Here is a 16496-nt window from a genome sequence, read left to right as displayed (position 1 = left end):
GGCCGATACCGCCCAACCGCACGGGGTGCGGTTGGGCGTTGCCATCAGTTGGCGACGATGTTGACCAGTTTGCCCGGTACCACGATGACCTTGCGGATGGTCAGGCCATCGATGAAGCGCAGGACGTTCTCGTTGCTGCGGGCAGCGGCTTCGACTTCCTCACGGCTGGCGGCGGCAGGCATTTCCACCTGGCCACGCAGCTTGCCGTTGACCTGCACCACCAGGGTGATGCTGTCCTGCACCAGGGCGCTCTCGTCGACCGCCGGCCAGCCAGCGTCGATGACAGCCTGGTCGTTGCCCAGCTGTTTCCACAGCTCGTGGGAGATGTGCGGCGTGATCGGTGCCAGCAGCAGGGTCACGGCTTCCAGGCCTTCCTGCAGCAAGGCACGGTCCTGTTCGGTAGCCTGCGGGGCCTTTTCCAGCACGTTCATCACGGTCATCACCTGGGCGATGGCAGTGTTGAACTTGTGGAACTGGCCCACGTCGGTGCTGGCCTGCTTGATCGCAGCGTGGATGGCGCGGCGGATGACCTTCTGCGCGTCGTCCAGGGCGGCGACATCCAGCTTGCCTGGCAGGCCCTGGGCGACATGGGCCTGGGCCAGGCGCCAGACGCGGCGCAGGAAGCGGCTGGCGCCCTCGACGCCAGAGTCGGACCACTCCAGGCTCGCGTCAGGCGGCGAGGCGAACATCATGAACAGGCGGCAGGTGTCGGCGCCATACTGGTCGATCATCGACTGCGGATCGACGCCGTTGTTCTTCGACTTCGACATCTTCTCGGTGCCGCCGATTTCCACCGGCAGGCCGTCGGTCTTCAGGCGTGCGCCGATGATCTTGGCCTTGGCATCGCGCTCGATTTCGACGTCGGCCGGGTTGAACCAGTCCTTGCCGCCGTTGCTGGCTACGCGGTAGTAGGTTTCGGCAACGACCATACCCTGGGTCAGCAGGTTCTTGAACGGCTCGTTGGAAGTGACCAGGCCCTCGTCACGCATCAGCTTGTGGAAGAAGCGCGCGTACAGCAGGTGCAGGATCGCGTGCTCGATACCGCCGATGTACTGGTCGACCGGCAGCCAGTGGTTGGCCGCTTTCGGGTCGACCATGCCACCTTCGTAGTTCGGCGAAGCGTAGCGGGCGAAGTACCAGGACGACTCGACGAAGGTGTCCATGGTGTCGGTTTCGCGTTTGGCCGCAGTGCCGCATTTCGGGCAGGTGCATTCATAGAACTCGGGCATGCGCGCCAGCGGCGAACCGGCGCCGTCCGGCACCACGTTCTCCGGCAGGGTGACTGGCAGCTGGTCTTCCGGCACTGGCACGTCGCCGCACGACGGGCAGTGAATGATCGGGATCGGGCAGCCCCAGTAACGCTGGCGGCTGATGCCCCAGTCGCGCAGGCGGAACTGGGTGCGCGATTTGCCCAGCTCCTTGCGGATCAGGGCCGCTTCGATGGCGTCGAAGGCGCCGGCGAAGTCCAGGCCGTCGAACTCGGCGGAGTTGATCAGCTGGCCATGCTCGCCATAGGCGGCCAGCCACTCGCTGCCGACGTCATCGCCCGCGCTGGTGCGCACCACGGGCTTGACCGGCAGGTTGTACTTGTGGGCGAACTCGAAGTCGCGCTCGTCGTGGGCCGGCACGGCCATCACGGCGCCATCGCCGTAGTGCATCAGCACGTAGTTGGCGACCCACACTGGCAGCTTCTCGCCGGTCAGTGGGTGCTCGACGAACAGGGAAGTAGGCATGCCCTTCTTCTCCTGGGTGGCCATGTCGGCCTCGGCGACGCTGCCGCTCTTGCACTCGTCGATGAACGCCTGCAGTGCCGGGTTGCCCTGGGCAGCCTGGGTGGCCAGCGGGTGCTCGGCAGCGACGGCGACATAGGTCGCGCCCATCAGGGTGTCCGGACGGGTGGTGAAGACCTTCAAGGTCCCTTCGTGGCCGATGCTGGCCTGGTCGAACGGGAACTGCACTTCCATGCCGCGCGACTTGCCGATCCAGTTGCGCTGCATGGTCTTGACCTGTTCAGGCCAGCCCGGCAGCTCGTCGAGGCTTTCCAGCAGCTCGTCGGCGTAGTCGGTGATGCGGAAGTAGTACATCGGGATTTCGCGCTTCTCGATCAGCGCGCCCGAACGCCAGCCGCGGCCGTCGATGACCTGCTCGTTGGCCAGTACGGTCTGGTCGGCCGGGTCCCAGTTCACGGTCCCGTTCTTGCGATAGATGATGCCTTTCTCGAACAGGCGGGTGAACAGCCACTGTTCCCAGCGGTAGTAGTCCGGTTTGCAGGTGGTGACTTCACGTGCCCAGTCGATGGCCAGGCCCAGGCTCTTGAGCTGGGTCTTCATGTAGTCGATGTTTTCGTACGTCCACTTGGCCGGGGCGACGTTGTTCTTCATCGCCGCGTTTTCCGCGGGCATGCCGAAAGCGTCCCAGCCCATCGGCTGCAGGACATTCTTGCCCAGCATGCGCTGGTAGCGGGCAATCACGTCACCGATGGTGTAGTTGCGCACGTGGCCCATGTGTAGCTTGCCGCTCGGGTACGGGAACATCGATAGGCAATAGTAGGTGTCTTTGCCTGGCTGTTCGGTAACAGCGAACGATTGTTGCTCGTCCCAGAACTTCTGGGCGGCGGCTTCGATATCACGGGGCGTGTATTGTTCGTGCATGGCTACTTTTGGCTGAGAGAGAAGAGACCTTGTTCCAGGCAGCGGAACCTCGCTGCGTCCGGCACTCCGGTGTCGTTTTAGAGTGAACGCCGTAGCATACAGCAGCGCCGCGCATCGTGGGAAACCTTGATTGCGAATGCCCGCTGGTCGCGGCATCCGGCTGCTTTTTGCAGCGACGCTAAGCTCAGGTGTGGGGGGAGATAATCTTTATCTTCAATGAGGTGAACGGATGGGAGAGACGCAGCTACCCGCAAGCAAACCGGAGCTTTATGAGCGCCTGATCGACCGTCTTGGGCTGGCACTGGAAGTCGCCAGAACCTCGGTCAGATTGCGCGACGAGATGCCAGCCGAGCTGGAGTTGCGTGGCTTGAGCCATGCAGAGTTCGAAGTGATCAAGGCTTACCTGGAGTCCCTCCCGGAACGCCGCAATGCCTGTGCCGGTACTATCCCGCAAGCGGAACCGGCAACGGCCAAGATTATCTGGCTCAAGGACAAGAAACGCCCCGCCAACTCGGCGAGATCCAGGACGCTGCCGCATCGCTAGCCGTTCAGGACGCCAGGCGCAGGCAATCGCGCGCCGGTTCTACAACACACTTCTCACGATTGGCGCCGGTTCAGACTTGTTGACCGGCGTCGATCCTTTATAGGCTGCACGCCTTCCATGGAGGTGTGTCGATGCCGATCCGGTTTTTCATCAAGCAATGGCTGATGCCGCCTGGCGTCCTGTTTCTGCTGCTGCTCGCGGCTTGGTGGTTGCGCAGGCGGCGGCCACGGCTGGCGGCGCTGTGTTTTGCCGTGGGGCTGGGAGGCCTGTGGCTGATGAGCTTGCCGCTGGTGGTGCAGCAGTCAGCCCGCCTGCTGGAAACCGAGCTGCCGTTGCCTCCAGGCGACTGGGCTGGGCTGGCGGGCAGGGCAGATGCCATCGTCGTGCTCGGCGCAGGGCGCGAGCGCGGCGACCCGGCCTGGGGTGGTGATGACCAGCCTGCGGCAACGGCCCTTGAGCGCATGCGTTTTGCTGCTCGGCTGGCGAAAGCCTCGGGGTTGCCGGTGCTGACCAGTGGTGGTTTGCATTACGGCACGCCACCGAGCGAAGCGCAGTTGATGGCGGACCGCCTGCGTGAGGATTTCGCCGTCGAAGTGAAATGGAAGGAAGAGGCCAGTCGTACCACCTGGGAAAACGCCCAGCTGAGCGCCAAGGTGTTGCAGCCGCTGGGGATATACCGGGTGGTGGTGGTGACCCAGGCGTGGCACATGCAGCGCTCACGCTGGAGTTTCGAGCGGGCCGGGTTCGAGGTGGTGCCAGCGCCGGTAGGGTTCCTTGGGCGCGATCATGCACGACCGTTCGGTGGGTTGCTGCCGGAGAGCCGCGCCATGTGGCAGAGCGGGCAGTTGCTCAATGAAGCGGCGGGGTTGGTGGGGTATCGGTTGTTCTACTGAGCCCGGTGTCGCCTGTACCGGCCTCTTCGCGGGTAAACCCGCTCCCACAGGTGCTGCACAAACCCTAAAGGCAGTGGAGGTTCCGTGGGAGCGGGTTTACCCGCGAAGAGGCCAGTGCAGGAAACCTCAAACTGTCTTGGCGATTCGCCCTGCCAGCAGCGCCCAGCCCAGCAATAGCACACACAGAATCGCCAGCGGCCACGACCGCCACTGCAGGTAAGGTGTCAGCTGCTGCATCGGCACCACTTCGCCATACAGCACCGCCCGTTGGAACTGCGGCACTTCGGCGGTGATCCGGCCAAACGGGTCGATCAGCGCGGTCACGCCGTTGTTGGTGGCGCGGATCATCCAGCGGCCAGCCTCCAATGCACGCATCTGCGCCATCTGCAGGTGTTGCAGCGGGCCGATCGAGGTGCCGAACCAGGTGTCATTGCTGATGGTCAGCAGCAGGTCACTGCGTGCCGCCAGGCTCGCCGCGAACTCGGGGTAGACCACTTCGTAGCAGATGAATGGCGCAATCTGGTAGCCCTTGGCCTGCAGCAGTGGCTGGTCGGCGGGACCGCGGGCAAAGTCCGACATCGGCAGGTTGAAGAACTCGATGGCACCGCGAAGCATGTCCTGCAAGGGCACATACTCGCCGAAGGGCACCAGTTTCTGCTTGAGGTAGGTGCCGTCGCCTTCGCCGGTCACGGTGACGCCGTTGTAGTAGCGGCGCTGGTGATGCACCACTTCGCGCACCGGTACACCGGTGATCAGCGCCGAATGCCGGTCGGCGGCAAAGCGCCCCATCACGTCGATATAGCCCTGGGCCTGGTCCTTGAGCACCGGTACTGCGGTTTCCGGCCACACCAGCAGGTCAACGGGCTTGGAGCTGAAGCTCATGTCACGGTAGAGCGCCAGTTGCGCATCGATGTGTGCCGGGTCCCATTTCAATTCCTGTTCGACGTTGCCCTGCAAGGCCGCAACCTTGAGCGGGTCGCCGGCAGGCTTGGTCCAGGCGTGGCCCTTGAGGGCCATGCCGATCACCCACGGCGCCAGCAGCAGTACCGCACCTGCGGCGAGGAACGACGGGCGTGCGCGTAGACGGTGCAAGTTGCACAGCAATGCGGCGCTCAGCGCCAAGGTGAAGGAAATCAGCCACACACCGCCCAGTGGTGCCAGGCCGGCGAGCGGGCCATCCAGCTGGCTGTAACCGGCATACAGCCAGGGGAAGCCGGTGAGGAACCAGCCACGGAAGGCCTCTTGCAGCAGCCACAGGGCGGCGAAGCACAGGGCGTCGGCGAGGGGCGCCTCATTGCGCCTGAACCAGCGCGCCCACAGCCAGGTGGGCAGGGCGAAGAACCAGGCGAGGGCGGCGAAGAACGCCAGCAGCAGAAGGATCGCCAGCAGCGGCGAGGCGCCGCCATAGGTGTTCATGCTGACGTAGATCCACCAGGTGCCAGCACCGTAGAGGCCGAAGCCGAACCACCAGCCACGCCACATGGCCTGGCGCGGGCTGAGCTCGCGCAGGCCAAGGTAGAGCAGGGCGATGGACAACAGGGCCAACGGCCAGATGTCGAACGGGGCCAGGGCCAGGAGGGTAGAGGCGCCGGCCGCCAGGGCCAGCAGGTTACCGGGCCAGCCGGGGCGGGTGATCCAACGCATGTTTGTCCTTAACGGCTGATCGGGGTCAGGCGCAGCAAGTGTATCCGCCGGCTGTCGGCGTTGAGAATACGGAACTTGTAGGCGCCGATCTCGGTGGTCTCGTTGCGCTTGGGCAGGTGGCCGAAGGCGCTCATCACCAGGCCGCCGACGGTGTCGAACTCGTCATCCGAGAACTCGCTGTCGAAGAACTCGTTGAAGTTGTCGATCGGGGTCAGCGCCTTGACCAGGAAGTCGCCACTGGGCAGTGGCTTGATGTAGCTGTCTTCCTCGACGTCATGCTCGTCCTCGATGTCACCGACGATCTGTTCCAGCACGTCTTCGATGGTCACCAGGCCCGCCACGCCGCCGTATTCGTCAATGACGATGGCCATGTGGTTGTGGTTGGCGCGGAACTCGCGCAGCAACACATTCAGGCGCTTGGACTCCGGCACGAAGGTGGCCGGGCGCAGCAGGTCCTTGATGTTGAAGCTGTCGCCGTTTTCCTTGAGGATCAGCGGCAGCAGGTCCTTGGCCAGCAGGATCCCGAGCACATCGTCATGGCTTTCGCCGATCACCGGGTAGCGCGAGTGGGCGGCGTCGATGACCGCCGGAAGGAACTCGCGCGGCGATTGGGTCGCCTTGATGCTGATCATCTGCGAACGCGGGACCATGATGTCGCGTACCTGCAGGTCAGCAACCTGGATGGCACCTTCGACGATGGTCAGCGCTTCGCTGTCGAGCAGCTTGTTCTGATGGGCTTCGCGCAGCAGCTCGAGGAGCTCCTGGCGGTTTTTCGGCTCATGGGCAAAAGCCTGGGTCAGTTTACCCAGCCAGGACTTCTGCCCGTTGCTCGATCGATCTTCGCTCATGGCGGTTCTCGTGATCCTTCGTGTATCAGTGTGTGAGAGGTTCGTTTTCATCGTCGGCATACGGGTCGGGGTGACCCAGTTCTGCCAGCAATTCCCGTTCCAGTGCTTCCATCTCCTCGGCCTCATCGTCTTCGATGTGGTCGTAGCCGAGCAGGTGCAGGCAGCCGTGGATGACCAGGTGTGCCCAGTGCGCTTCCAGCGATTTGCCCTGTTCGGCCGCCTCGCGCTCGACCACCGGCACACAGATCACCAGGTCGCCCAGCAGCGGGATATCGAGCAGGTCATCGGGCACGTCGGCAGGGAACGACAGCACATTGGTCGCGTAGTCCTTGTGCCGGTAGGTGTGGTTGAGTTCGCGGCCTTCGGCTTCGTCGACCAGACGGATGGTCATTTCCGAGTCGGCCGTACGCTGGCGCAAGGCCAGTTCGCACCAGCGGCGGAAAGCGGCGTCATCCGGGGCGGCAGCATCCGTGGCCCGTTGCAGGTCAAGTTCAAGCATCTTTGCCGGGCGCCTCGGGCTTGGCCTGGCGGGCATCGAAGCGGTCATAGGCCTCGACGATACGCTGCACCAGTGGGTGACGAACCACATCTTTGGGTTGGAAATGGGTGAAACTGATCCCCGGTACGTCCCTGAGCACCTCGATCACATGGGCCAGGCCCGACTTGGTGCCACGTGGCAGGTCGACCTGGGTGATGTCGCCGGTGATCACCGCAGTCGAGCCAAAGCCGATGCGGGTGAGGAACATCTTCATCTGCTCGAGCGTGGTGTTCTGGCTCTCGTCGAGGATGATGAAGCTGTTGTTCAGGGTGCGGCCGCGCATGTAGGCCAGCGGAGCGATCTCGATCACCTGGCGCTCGATCAGCTTGGCCACGTGTTCGAAGCCGAGCATTTCGTAGAGCGCGTCGTACAGCGGGCGCAGGTAAGGGTCGATCTTCTGGGCCAGGTCGCCAGGCAGGAAACCGAGCTTTTCGCCCGCCTCGACTGCCGGGCGTACCAGCAGGATGCGGCGCACCTGCTCGCGCTCCAGGGCGTCGACGGCGCAGGCCACGGCCAGGTAGGTCTTGCCGGTGCCGGCTGGACCGATGCCGAAGTTGATGTCGTTGGCCAGGATTTCCTTGACGTAGCGCTGCTGGTTGACGCCGCGCGGGCGGATATTGCCCTTGCGTGTGCGCAGCGAGACGCTGACCTCATTGACCGCCGGGTTATCGATGTTTTCCACCGTCGACTCCTGCAGGTACAGGTGCACGGTTTCCGGCGACAGGTCTGTGGCCTTGGCCTCGCGGTAGAGGCGGCGCAGCAGTTGCTCGGCAGCGGAAGTGGTCTTGGGTTCGCCGATCAGCTCGAATTGATTGCCGCGGTTGCGGATTTCAATGGCCAGGCGTTGTTCGATCAGGCGCAGGTGCTCGTCGAACTGGCCGCACAAGTTGGCGAAACGGTGGGCCTCGAAAGGTTCGAGGATGAAACGATGAGGTTGTATGGGTGCGTTCAAGGTCGTTTTTTAGCCGCTCGACGGCGATGGATGTGAACTCAAGAATAACCCTTGAAGAGCAGTGGCGAAAGCACTGAAACGTTCAACGGTATGTACTGCCTGTTCCGGCCCCTTCGCGGGCAAGCCCGCTGCCACAGGTTATCCGCAGCCCTCAGGGTGGCGCAGTACCTGTGGGAGCGGGCTTGCCCGCGAAGGGGCCGGTACAGGTATCATGCGCGCCATTTCTTACGCATGTGTTAACCCGCCGATCATGAGCAAACGCGAACCCGCCATTTATAAAGTGATCTTCCTCAACCAGGGGCAGGTCTTCGAGATGTATGCCAAGCAGATCTACCAGAGCGACCTGTGGGGCTTTCTGGAAATCGAGGAGTTCGTTTTCGGCGAGCGTACCCAGGTGGTGGTCGACCCGAGCGAAGAGAAGCTCAAGAATCAGTTCGAAGGGGTGATCCGCAGCTTCGTGCCGATGCATTCGATCGTGCGTATCGACGAGGTGGAGCGCCTGGGCACGGCCAAGATCAGCGAAGCCAAGGGCGGCGGCAACGTGATGCCGTTCCCCATGCCGATGCCGGAGAAGTAAGGATCAGGGGAGTGGCGAGAACGGCGTACGCCCTTCGGCGTTCTGCAGCTCCAGCAGGTACTTGCGGAAGATCTGGCCGAGCACCTGGGTGGCATGCTCCAGCTCGTCGCGGGGCATCTGCTCGGTTACTTCGTCGGCCATGTCCAGCGCATCTTCGGCGCCGTTGACCGCGGCCATTTTCAGCAGGATATAGGCCTGCACGTTGTTGGCCTTGACCCCTTCGCCATGGAAGAACATGGCGCCAAGGCGGTACTGGGCTTCGGCGTGGCCTTGCAACGAGGCCTTTTCGAACCAGTCCAGGGCCTTTTTCAGGTTTTTCGGCGTCAGCGTGTAGAAGTACTCGCCCAGCTCGAACTGTGCCTGGGCGTCCCCGGTCGCCGCCGTTTCCTCGCAGGCTTTCAGCGCGTTCTGCAGGTCTTCTGGCTGAACATTGAGCGTGCAGCGCCCCGTTGCCGGAATCAGCAACGAGTTACCGCCCTCCGCCAGGGCCAGCAGGGGCTGAAGAAGCAACAGGCAGCCCAAGGTCAGGGCGCGGCCGGTGCGGTTCATGGGGATCGACTTACCTCTGCAAAGCTGCGGCCAATGTCTCTGGTGGCACATTATGGGATAAGCAGCGCCAACCTTACAAAGTTTTACGCGAAATTCTGTATCGAAGAAGGGTCTGCTGGTTGCATTGGCATTTATTGCCTGCGCCGGCCTCTTCGCGGGTAAACCCGCCCCCACAGGTTACACGCATAACTTGTGGGAGCGGGTTTACCCGCGAAGAGGCCGGTGCAGGCGGCCAATCACTTCAGTGCGGCGAAGGCCTTTTCAGCCGCATCCAGGGTGATTTGCAGTTCTTTTTCACCATGGGCGATCGAAGTGAAGCCTGCCTCGAACGCACTCGGTGCCAGGTACACGCCACCGTCGAGCATCAGGTGGAAGAAGCGCTTGAAGCGCTCGGCGTCGCTGGCCATCACGTCATCGAAGGTGACGATGTCGTCGGCGCCACTGAAGTACAGGCCGAACATGGCGCCCGCCTGGGTGGTGACGAACGGTACGCCAGCGGCATCGGCGCGCTGCTGCAGACCGTCGAGCATACGGCTGGTGAAGGTGGTCAGCTCGTCATGGAAGCCAGGGCGGCTGATCAGCTTCAGGGTGGTCAGGCCAGCGGCCATGGCCAGCGGGTTGCCCGACAGCGTGCCGGCCTGGTAGACCGGGCCCAGCGGGGCGATGCAGCCCATGATTTCGCGCTTGCCACCGAAGCAGCCCACCGGCATGCCACCGCCGACGATCTTGCCGAAGGTCGACAGGTCCGGCTTGATCCCGTAGTAACCCTGGGCGCCGCCCAGCGAGACGCGGAAACCGGTCATCACTTCGTCGAAGATCAGCACCACGCCGTGCTTGTCGCACTGCTCGCGCAGGCCTTCGAGGAAGCCAGGCGCCGGCGGCACGCAGTTCATGTTGCCGGCTACCGGTTCGACGATGATGCAGGCCACGGTCTGGCCGACCTCGGCCAGGGTCTTCTCGACTGCGGCGATGTCGTTGAACGGCAGGGTCAGGGTGTGCTTGGCGAAGTCCGCCGGTACGCCTGCCGAGCTCGGCACGCCTTGGGTCAGCAGGCCGGAACCGGCCTTGACCAGCAGGCTGTCGGAGTGGCCGTGGTAGCAGCCTTCGAACTTGATGATGGCGTCACGGCCGGTATAGCCACGGGCCAGGCGGATGGCACTCATGGTTGCTTCGGTGCCGGAGCTGACCATGCGTACCATTTCCATCGACGGCACCAGCGAGCAGACCAGGTCGGCCATCTCGGTTTCCATCGCGGTCGGCGCGCCGTAGGACAGGCCGTGCTCCAGCTGGCGGCGTACCGCATCGAGCACGTCCGGGTGGCCGTGGCCGAGGATCATCGGGCCCCACGAGCCGACATAGTCGACGTAGCGCTTGTCGTCTTCGTCGACGACGTAGGCGCCTTCGGCATGCTTGAAGAACAGAGGGGTGCCGCCGACGCTCTTGAAGGCGCGGACCGGCGAGTTGACGCCGCCAGGAATGTGCTTCTGGGCTTGGGCGAACAGGGCTTCGGAACGGGACATGGGATCTTCTCTCGAAATCAGGAAGCGAACAGGGCGTTGAAGGCGCGGGCGCGGCGGGTGACTTCCTGCGCGCTGTCGGCACCGAACAGGCCGTGGATCACCGCCAGCAGGTCGGCACCATGGGCGATCAGCGGGGCGGCGTTGTCGAGGGTGATGCCACCGATCACGGCGATCGGCAGTTTTACCTGGGCACGGGCCTGCGCCAGCAGATCGACATTGGCAGCCGGCGCACCGGGCTTGGTGACAGAATTGAAGAAGCGGCCGAAGGCCACGTAGCTGGCGCCTTCGCTGGCCGCCTGGGTGGCCAGCTCAAGGCTGGCGTGGCAGGTGGAACCAATGATTGCCTGGCGGCCGAGCAGGGCGCGCGCCGGCGTCAGCGGGCCGTCGGTCTGGCCCAGGTGCACGCCGACGCCCAGGCGTGCGGCCAGTTCGGCGTCGTCGTTGATGATCAGCTGGGTGCCGTAGCGCTCGCACAGTTTCATCAGTGCTTCGGCTTCGCGCAGGCGGCGGGCGGCGTCGTCGCTCTTGTCGCGGTACTGCAGCAGGCACACACCGCCTTCCAGCGCGGCTTCGACGTGGGACAGGAAACGGCCGGCGAGCAGCTGGCTGTCGGTGATTGCGTACAGACCGCGTAGCTTCATTGAAAGCCTCGTATCAGGAGCAGAAATCCAGGGGCAGGCGGCGCGGGACGAACTGGCCCTTGCCCAGCTGTTCGGCATCACGCAGGGTGCGCCAGGTGTAATCCAGGGCGCTTTTCACCGCGCTTTGCAGTTGCTCGCCAAGGGCCAGGCGACCGGCCAGGGCGCTGGCCAGGGTGCAGCCCGAGCCGTGGTAGCTGCCCGGCAGGCGCTGGCAGGTCCAGGTGTGGCTCTGGCCGTCGCGGCTGTACAGGCGGTTATGGATTTCGTCTTCGTCGCCGTGACCACCGGTAATCAGCAGGTGTCTACAGAACGGCAACAGTTTTTCGGCACATTCGTCGGCGGTGCCTTCAGGCAGCTCGGCCAGGATGCGTGCTTCCGGCAGGTTCGGCGTGGCGATGGTCGCCAGCGGCAGCAGGCGTTCGCGCAGGGCATAGCCGACTTCGTCCTTGCCCAGGCGGCCACCGCCACCGGCACGCAGCACCGGGTCGCAGACCAGCGGTAGGTGCGGGTGGGCACTGAGCAGTTCGGCGACGGTGTCGACCATGTCGATCGAGCCGAGCATGCCCAGCTTGACCGCGGCGACCGTGGAGTCGGCCAGCACGGCGTTGGCCTGGGCCAGTACCCACTCACGGTCGAGCACGCGGAAGTCGGAAACGTTGACGGTATCCTGCACGGTCAGGGCGGTCACGGTAGGTGCGGCGTGACAGCCTTGGGCGATCAGGGCTTCGATATCTGCCTGCAAGCCGGCGCCGCCACTTGGGTCGTGGCCGGAGAGACAGAGGACAACGGGGCGGGAGCTGTAGGTATTCATGGTCGGCGAGCTTACCACCAAACCCATTTGTGCGGATCGTCCTACAAACGAGATTTGTTGATCGAGCGGTCAGTTTTTTTCTTTTATGTGCTCTGAAAGCATTGATATAGAGCCTTTTCTTTGAAAAATGGAGTGGCCCATCGCCTGCGTTGAAAGCTATGCTAGAGTGCTCGGATAACTCGACAAACGGGCTCTGCCGGATTTCGTCGTCTCAAAAGGATTGGAGGCCATCGCGACGCGACCGGACAGGCCATGCTGGGGCTGTATGCGCTATTTGCTGATTGTGCTTCTGGGCTTGCTGCCCGTGCTGGCCGGAGCCGTCGAATTCGACGAGGCGACCCGGCATCTTCCATTGGGCAAAGTCATGCAGGTCTACGAGGACCGCGATGGCAGCGCCAGCATTGCCCAGGTCAGCGCGCCTATCTTCGCCAGCCGTTTCCGCACGCACCACCAGGACGTGCTGAACGCCGGTTATTCGACTTCGGTGTTCTGGCTCAAGGTCGACCTGCACTATCTGGCCTCTGCCAATGCGCAGCCGCGGCAGTGGTTGCTGGAGCTGGCATACCCGCCCATGGATCATATCGAGCTGTACCTGCCGGGCAGCGATGGCGAGTTCCGCCTGGCCCAGCGTACCGGCGACGCCTTACCGTACGACAGCCGCCAGATACGCCAGAACAACTACCTGTTCGAACTACCCCTGCAACCCGGGCAATCGACCACCGCCTACCTGCGCCTGCACAGCCAGGGTTCGGTACAGGCACCGCTGGCGTTGTGGTCCGCCGAAGCCTACATGGAAGACCAGCCGACCCGCCTCTATGTGCTGGGCATGATCTACGGTGTGTTGCTGGTGATGGCGGTGTACAACCTGTTCATCTACCTCAGTGTGCGGGACGTCAGTTACCTCTACTACATTCTCTACATTGCCTCGTTCGGCTTGTATCAGGTGTCGGTGAACGGGGCAGGGGTCGCCTACTTCTGGCCGGACAGCCCGTGGTGGGCCAATGCTGCGACGCCTCTGTTCATCGGCGCTGCGGGCCTGTTCGGTTGCCAGTTCGCGCGTCACTTCCTGCAGTTGGGCAAGATCAGCAGCGGCTTCGACCGGTTGCTGCAGCTGCTGATGCTCGGTGGCGTGCTGGTAATGGTGTTGTCGGTGAGCATGCGCTACGGCATCGCCTTGCGCATGGCCACGGTGCTGGCCCTGCTGTTCACGGTGAGCATCTTTGCCGCCGGGTTGTATGCCTGGATGCGTGGCCTGCGCGTGGCGCGCTGGTTCATCATTGCCTGGACGGCGTTTCTGCTCGGTGGGCTGGTCAATACCCTGATGGTGCTGGGTTACCTGCCCAACCTGTTCATCACCATGTACTCCAGCCAGCTGGGGTCGGCGCTGGAAGTGGCGTTGCTGTCGCTGGCCCTGGCCGACCGCATCAACGGCATGCGCGAACAGCAGGCGCAGACCTTGCGTGATACCGGCCAGGCGCTGGAGCAGATGAACCAGCAACTGGCCCGGAGCAATCACCTGAAGGACGAGTTCCTTGCCACCGTCACCCACGAACTGCGCACGCCGATGAATGGAGTGATCGGCTCGCTCGAACTGATGCACACGCTGCCCATGAGTGCCGAGATGGCCCAGTACCACCGTACGGCGGTCGGTTCGGCCCAGGACATGATGGACATGGTTGACGACATCCTCACCTTGACCGAACTGCAGGCCGGCCGCATGCGGCCACAGGCGCTGCCGTTCAGCCTGCGGCGCATGCTGCAGGACCTGCGTGCCGGCTATGCCGGAACGGCCCTGGGCAAGGGGTTGTACCTGAGCCTGGACATCCCCGCCGAGCTGCCGGACGAGTTGCTGGGCGATGCGCACAAAGTGGCCCGCTGCCTGGGTTGCCTGGTAGACAACGGCCTGAAGTTCACCCATCAGGGCGGAGTGATGGTGCAGGTCCGCGGCCGCCGCCTTGGCCCTGACAGCCTGGCGTTGAGTTTCACCATCAGCGACAGCGGCATCGGTTTCGATGATCTGGACCAGGCGATTCTCTACCAGCGGTTCTTCCAGGTCGACGGCTCGATGACCCGGCGCTATGGCGGGTTGGGTATTGGTTTGTCGATCTGCCGGCAACTGGCCGAGTTGCTGGGCGGCAAGCTGTCCCATGAGTCGACGCGGGGACTGGGGAGCCGGTTTGAGCTGACGTTGAATGTGGCCATTGCCCAGGTGCAGATGCCGCCGGGGCGGGCGGTTTCGGGGGGGACGCAGTTCTAGGTGCATGCCTTGAGAGGTTTGCCGCCTGTGAGATCGAGCGCCGCCCGCGCGGCGCATCGCGAGCTGCGCTCGCTCCTACGTTTGTTTCTGGCCAGTAACGCCTGTGACAGGCGCGCGCGACCGCCCTGTTGGTACGACGCGATATCGCGCCATGCGCCAGAGCGTTCGCGCGCAAATCCCGCAGGATTGATTGGCCCGAAACAAACGTAGGAGCGAGCGCAGCTCGCGATGCGCCGCGCGGGCGGCGCTCGATCTCACAGGCGCTGAGGCTGTTGCGGCGAACCCTTGTCAGTCCTGACGCGATTCCCCCAACCACATGTTTAGTCATTATTGTCACTTTGACTGACCCGCAGGGAGTGCTTCACTGGGCCTTTCAGGCATGCCCGGATCCAGGAGCTACCGATGAACCTGCACCAGTACGCTGAAACCCACGAAGTCACCAACCAGCCGCCGTCACTCGACGGTGCCAACCTGTACCGCCTCGACCTGCCGCTACAGGAATGGTCGCGGCGTTTCGGGGCCGGTTGGGCCGAATCGCGGATCGACGCCTATGGTGCCCTGGCGGGTGGGCCGCTGATGGCCGCGGGCTTCCTGGCCAATGCGCACAAGCCGGAATTCAGCAGCCATGACCGCTATGGCCATCGCATCGACCTGGTCGAGTTCCACCCTGCCTATCATGAGCTCATGCGCACTGCCGTCGAACACGGCCTGCCTTCGTTGCCCTGGGCCGAACCTCGCCCCGGAGCCCATGTGGCGCGGGCGTCGATGACCTATTTGCACAGCCAGGCCGAGGCCGGTACCGGTTGCCCGCTGACCATGACCTTTGCTGCCGTACCCGCACTCAGGCTGCAGCCCGAGCTGGCCGAATACTGGCTGCCGAAGATCCTTGCCTGCGAGTACGACCCGCGCAATGTCGGAGACCGGCACAAGGCCGGGGTGACCCTTGGCATGGCCATGACCGAGAAACAGGGCGGCACCGACGTGCGCGCCAATACCACCCGTGCTTACCCGGTCGGCAGCCCTGGCCCGGGGCAGGCCTACGAGCTGGTCGGGCACAAGTGGTTCTGCTCGGCGCCTATGTGCGATGCTTTTCTTACCCTGGCCCAGACCGACAAAGGTCTGAGCTGCTTCCTGTTGCCGCGCCACCGGCCCGACGACAACCGCAACCAGTTCTATATCCAGCGTCTGAAGAACAAGCTGGGCAACAGCTCCAATGCCTCCAGCGAAGTCGAGTTCCGCGGTGCCTTGGCGTGGATGGTGGGCGAGGAGGGGCGTGGCGTGCCGACCATCATCGAAATGGTCGCCATGACCCGCTTCGACTGCATGGTCGGCTCCAGTGCGCTGATGCGCCAGGCGCTGACCCAGGCGGCACACCACTGCGCCCATCGCAAGGTCGGTGGCCGGGTGCTGAACGAGCAACCGCTGATGCAGAACGTGCTGGCCGACCTGGCCCTGGAAAGCGAGGCCGCGCTGGCCCTCAGCTTGCGCATGGGGCAAGCCCTGGAGCAGCTTGACGATCCGCAGCAGGCGCATTTCGCACGGCTGGTCACGGCGGTGGGCAAGTACTGGATCTGCAAGCGGGCGCCGGCCATGATCAACGAGGCCGCCGAGTGCCTGGGCGGCGCCGGTTACGTCGAAGACAGCATCCTGCCGCGGCTGTACCGCGAAGCGCCGGTCAATTCGACCTGGGAAGGTTCTGGCAACGTGCAATGCCTGGACGTGTTACGCGCGTTGTCCAAGGAACCTGGCGTGCTCGATGCACTGTTCGCCGAGCTGGGCGATGGGCATGGCGACCCGCGCCTGGCCGCGCATATTGGCAACCTCAAGGGGGCGTTTGCTGATACCAGCGATATCCAGTACCGGGCACGGCAGTTGACCGAGGACATTGCCCTGGCACTGCAGGCCAAGCTGCTGCTGGAGGCGGGGAATGCCGTGGTCAGCGATGCGTTCATCGGTAGCCGGCTGGCCGCTGGTGGGCGGGTGTATGGCGCATTGCCGCGCGGCGTTGATGTCGAGGCACTGGTGGCGCGGGCGACACCGGCCTGGCCGAGTTGAATGCTACGGCTGACTA

Annotated in this window: 14 protein-coding genes; 5 read left to right on the top strand and 9 right to left on the bottom strand. The window is 63.7% G+C overall.

Annotation, left to right across the window (positions count from 1 at the left end; translation table 11 throughout):
- Positions 1 to 44: 44 nt before the first annotated feature.
- A complete protein-coding gene (gene leuS, locus OCX61_RS24200; RefSeq protein WP_261941702.1) occupies positions 45 to 2651 on the bottom strand; it encodes a leucine--tRNA ligase in 2607 nt (868 codons plus the stop codon).
- 229 nt (positions 2652 to 2880) lie between these two features.
- Here leuS and OCX61_RS24195 point away from each other — a divergent pair, with 229 nt between their 5' ends.
- Complete coding sequence (locus tag OCX61_RS24195; protein ID WP_261941701.1) at positions 2881 to 3195, top strand: hypothetical protein; 315 nt, start codon at positions 2881 to 2883, stop codon at positions 3193 to 3195.
- Between the two features lie 131 nt (positions 3196 to 3326).
- Positions 3327 to 4088 (top strand): YdcF family protein, encoded by a 762-nt coding sequence (locus tag OCX61_RS24190; RefSeq protein ID WP_261941700.1) that lies wholly within the window; start codon positions 3327 to 3329, stop codon positions 4086 to 4088.
- 126 nt (positions 4089 to 4214) lie between these two features.
- On the opposite strand, the gene lnt is transcribed toward OCX61_RS24190, so the two are convergent.
- Genes lnt through OCX61_RS24170 form a run of 4 tightly spaced genes read right to left on the bottom strand, consistent with a single transcriptional unit; the run spans position 4215 to position 8070 of the window.
- Complete coding sequence (gene lnt / locus OCX61_RS24185) at positions 4215 to 5732, bottom strand: apolipoprotein N-acyltransferase (RefSeq protein WP_261941699.1); 1518 nt, start codon at positions 5730 to 5732, stop codon at positions 4215 to 4217.
- Positions 5733 to 5740: 8 nt separating this feature from the next.
- Complete coding sequence (locus OCX61_RS24180) at positions 5741 to 6580, bottom strand: CorC family transporter (RefSeq protein WP_261941698.1); 840 nt, start codon at positions 6578 to 6580, stop codon at positions 5741 to 5743.
- Positions 6581 to 6605: 25 nt separating this feature from the next.
- A complete protein-coding gene (ybeY, locus tag OCX61_RS24175; RefSeq protein ID WP_152956215.1) occupies positions 6606 to 7079 on the bottom strand; it encodes an rRNA maturation RNase YbeY in 474 nt (157 codons plus the stop codon).
- On the bottom strand, positions 7072 to 8070 hold the full coding sequence (locus OCX61_RS24170) for a PhoH family protein (RefSeq protein ID WP_085677148.1): 999 nt from the start codon (positions 8068 to 8070) through the stop codon (positions 7072 to 7074). The genes ybeY and OCX61_RS24170 overlap by 8 nt, the downstream gene beginning before the upstream one ends.
- A gap of 250 nt (positions 8071 to 8320) precedes the next feature.
- Between OCX61_RS24170 and OCX61_RS24165 the strand changes: the two genes are divergently transcribed.
- Positions 8321 to 8647 carry a DUF1820 family protein gene (locus OCX61_RS24165; protein WP_016393488.1) on the top strand — a complete coding sequence of 109 codons (327 nt, stop codon included), beginning with the start codon at positions 8321 to 8323 and terminating at the stop codon, positions 8645 to 8647.
- Between the two features lie 3 nt (positions 8648 to 8650).
- Here OCX61_RS24165 and OCX61_RS24160 read toward each other — a convergent pair whose 3' ends face one another.
- The 4 genes from OCX61_RS24160 to OCX61_RS24145 all read right to left on the bottom strand — a co-directional run bounded on the left by OCX61_RS24160 (position 8651) and on the right by OCX61_RS24145 (position 12168).
- Positions 8651 to 9196 (bottom strand): tetratricopeptide repeat protein, encoded by a 546-nt coding sequence (locus tag OCX61_RS24160; RefSeq protein ID WP_261941697.1) that lies wholly within the window; start codon positions 9194 to 9196, stop codon positions 8651 to 8653.
- Between the two features lie 236 nt (positions 9197 to 9432).
- The gene (gene hemL / locus OCX61_RS24155) at positions 9433 to 10716 is read right to left on the bottom strand and encodes a glutamate-1-semialdehyde 2,1-aminomutase (RefSeq protein WP_261941696.1); all 1284 of its coding nucleotides are present in this window, start codon (positions 10714 to 10716) and stop codon (positions 9433 to 9435) included.
- A gap of 17 nt (positions 10717 to 10733) precedes the next feature.
- Positions 10734 to 11357 (bottom strand): thiamine phosphate synthase, encoded by a 624-nt coding sequence (thiE, locus tag OCX61_RS24150; RefSeq protein WP_261941695.1) that lies wholly within the window; start codon positions 11355 to 11357, stop codon positions 10734 to 10736.
- Positions 11358 to 11370: 13 nt separating this feature from the next.
- Positions 11371 to 12168, bottom strand: a complete 798-nt coding sequence (locus OCX61_RS24145; protein ID WP_261941694.1) for a hydroxymethylpyrimidine/phosphomethylpyrimidine kinase — start codon at positions 12166 to 12168, stop codon at positions 11371 to 11373.
- A gap of 265 nt (positions 12169 to 12433) precedes the next feature.
- Here OCX61_RS24145 and OCX61_RS24140 point away from each other — a divergent pair, with 265 nt between their 5' ends.
- Both OCX61_RS24140 and OCX61_RS24135 read left to right on the top strand, forming a co-directional pair.
- The gene (locus OCX61_RS24140; protein WP_261941693.1) at positions 12434 to 14425 is read left to right on the top strand and encodes a sensor histidine kinase; all 1992 of its coding nucleotides are present in this window, start codon (positions 12434 to 12436) and stop codon (positions 14423 to 14425) included.
- A gap of 402 nt (positions 14426 to 14827) precedes the next feature.
- Positions 14828 to 16480: an acyl-CoA dehydrogenase family protein gene (locus OCX61_RS24135; protein ID WP_261941692.1), complete on the top strand. Its 1653-nt coding sequence runs from the start codon at positions 14828 to 14830 to the stop codon at positions 16478 to 16480.
- Positions 16481 to 16496: the final 16 nt, after the last annotated feature.

Source organism: Pseudomonas sp. LRP2-20 (genome assembly GCF_024349685.1).
Classification (GTDB): Bacteria; Pseudomonadota; Gammaproteobacteria; order Pseudomonadales; family Pseudomonadaceae; genus Aquipseudomonas.
The sequence above is the reverse complement of the archived record's forward strand: the minus strand, read 5'-3'. Positions and strand labels throughout refer to the sequence as shown.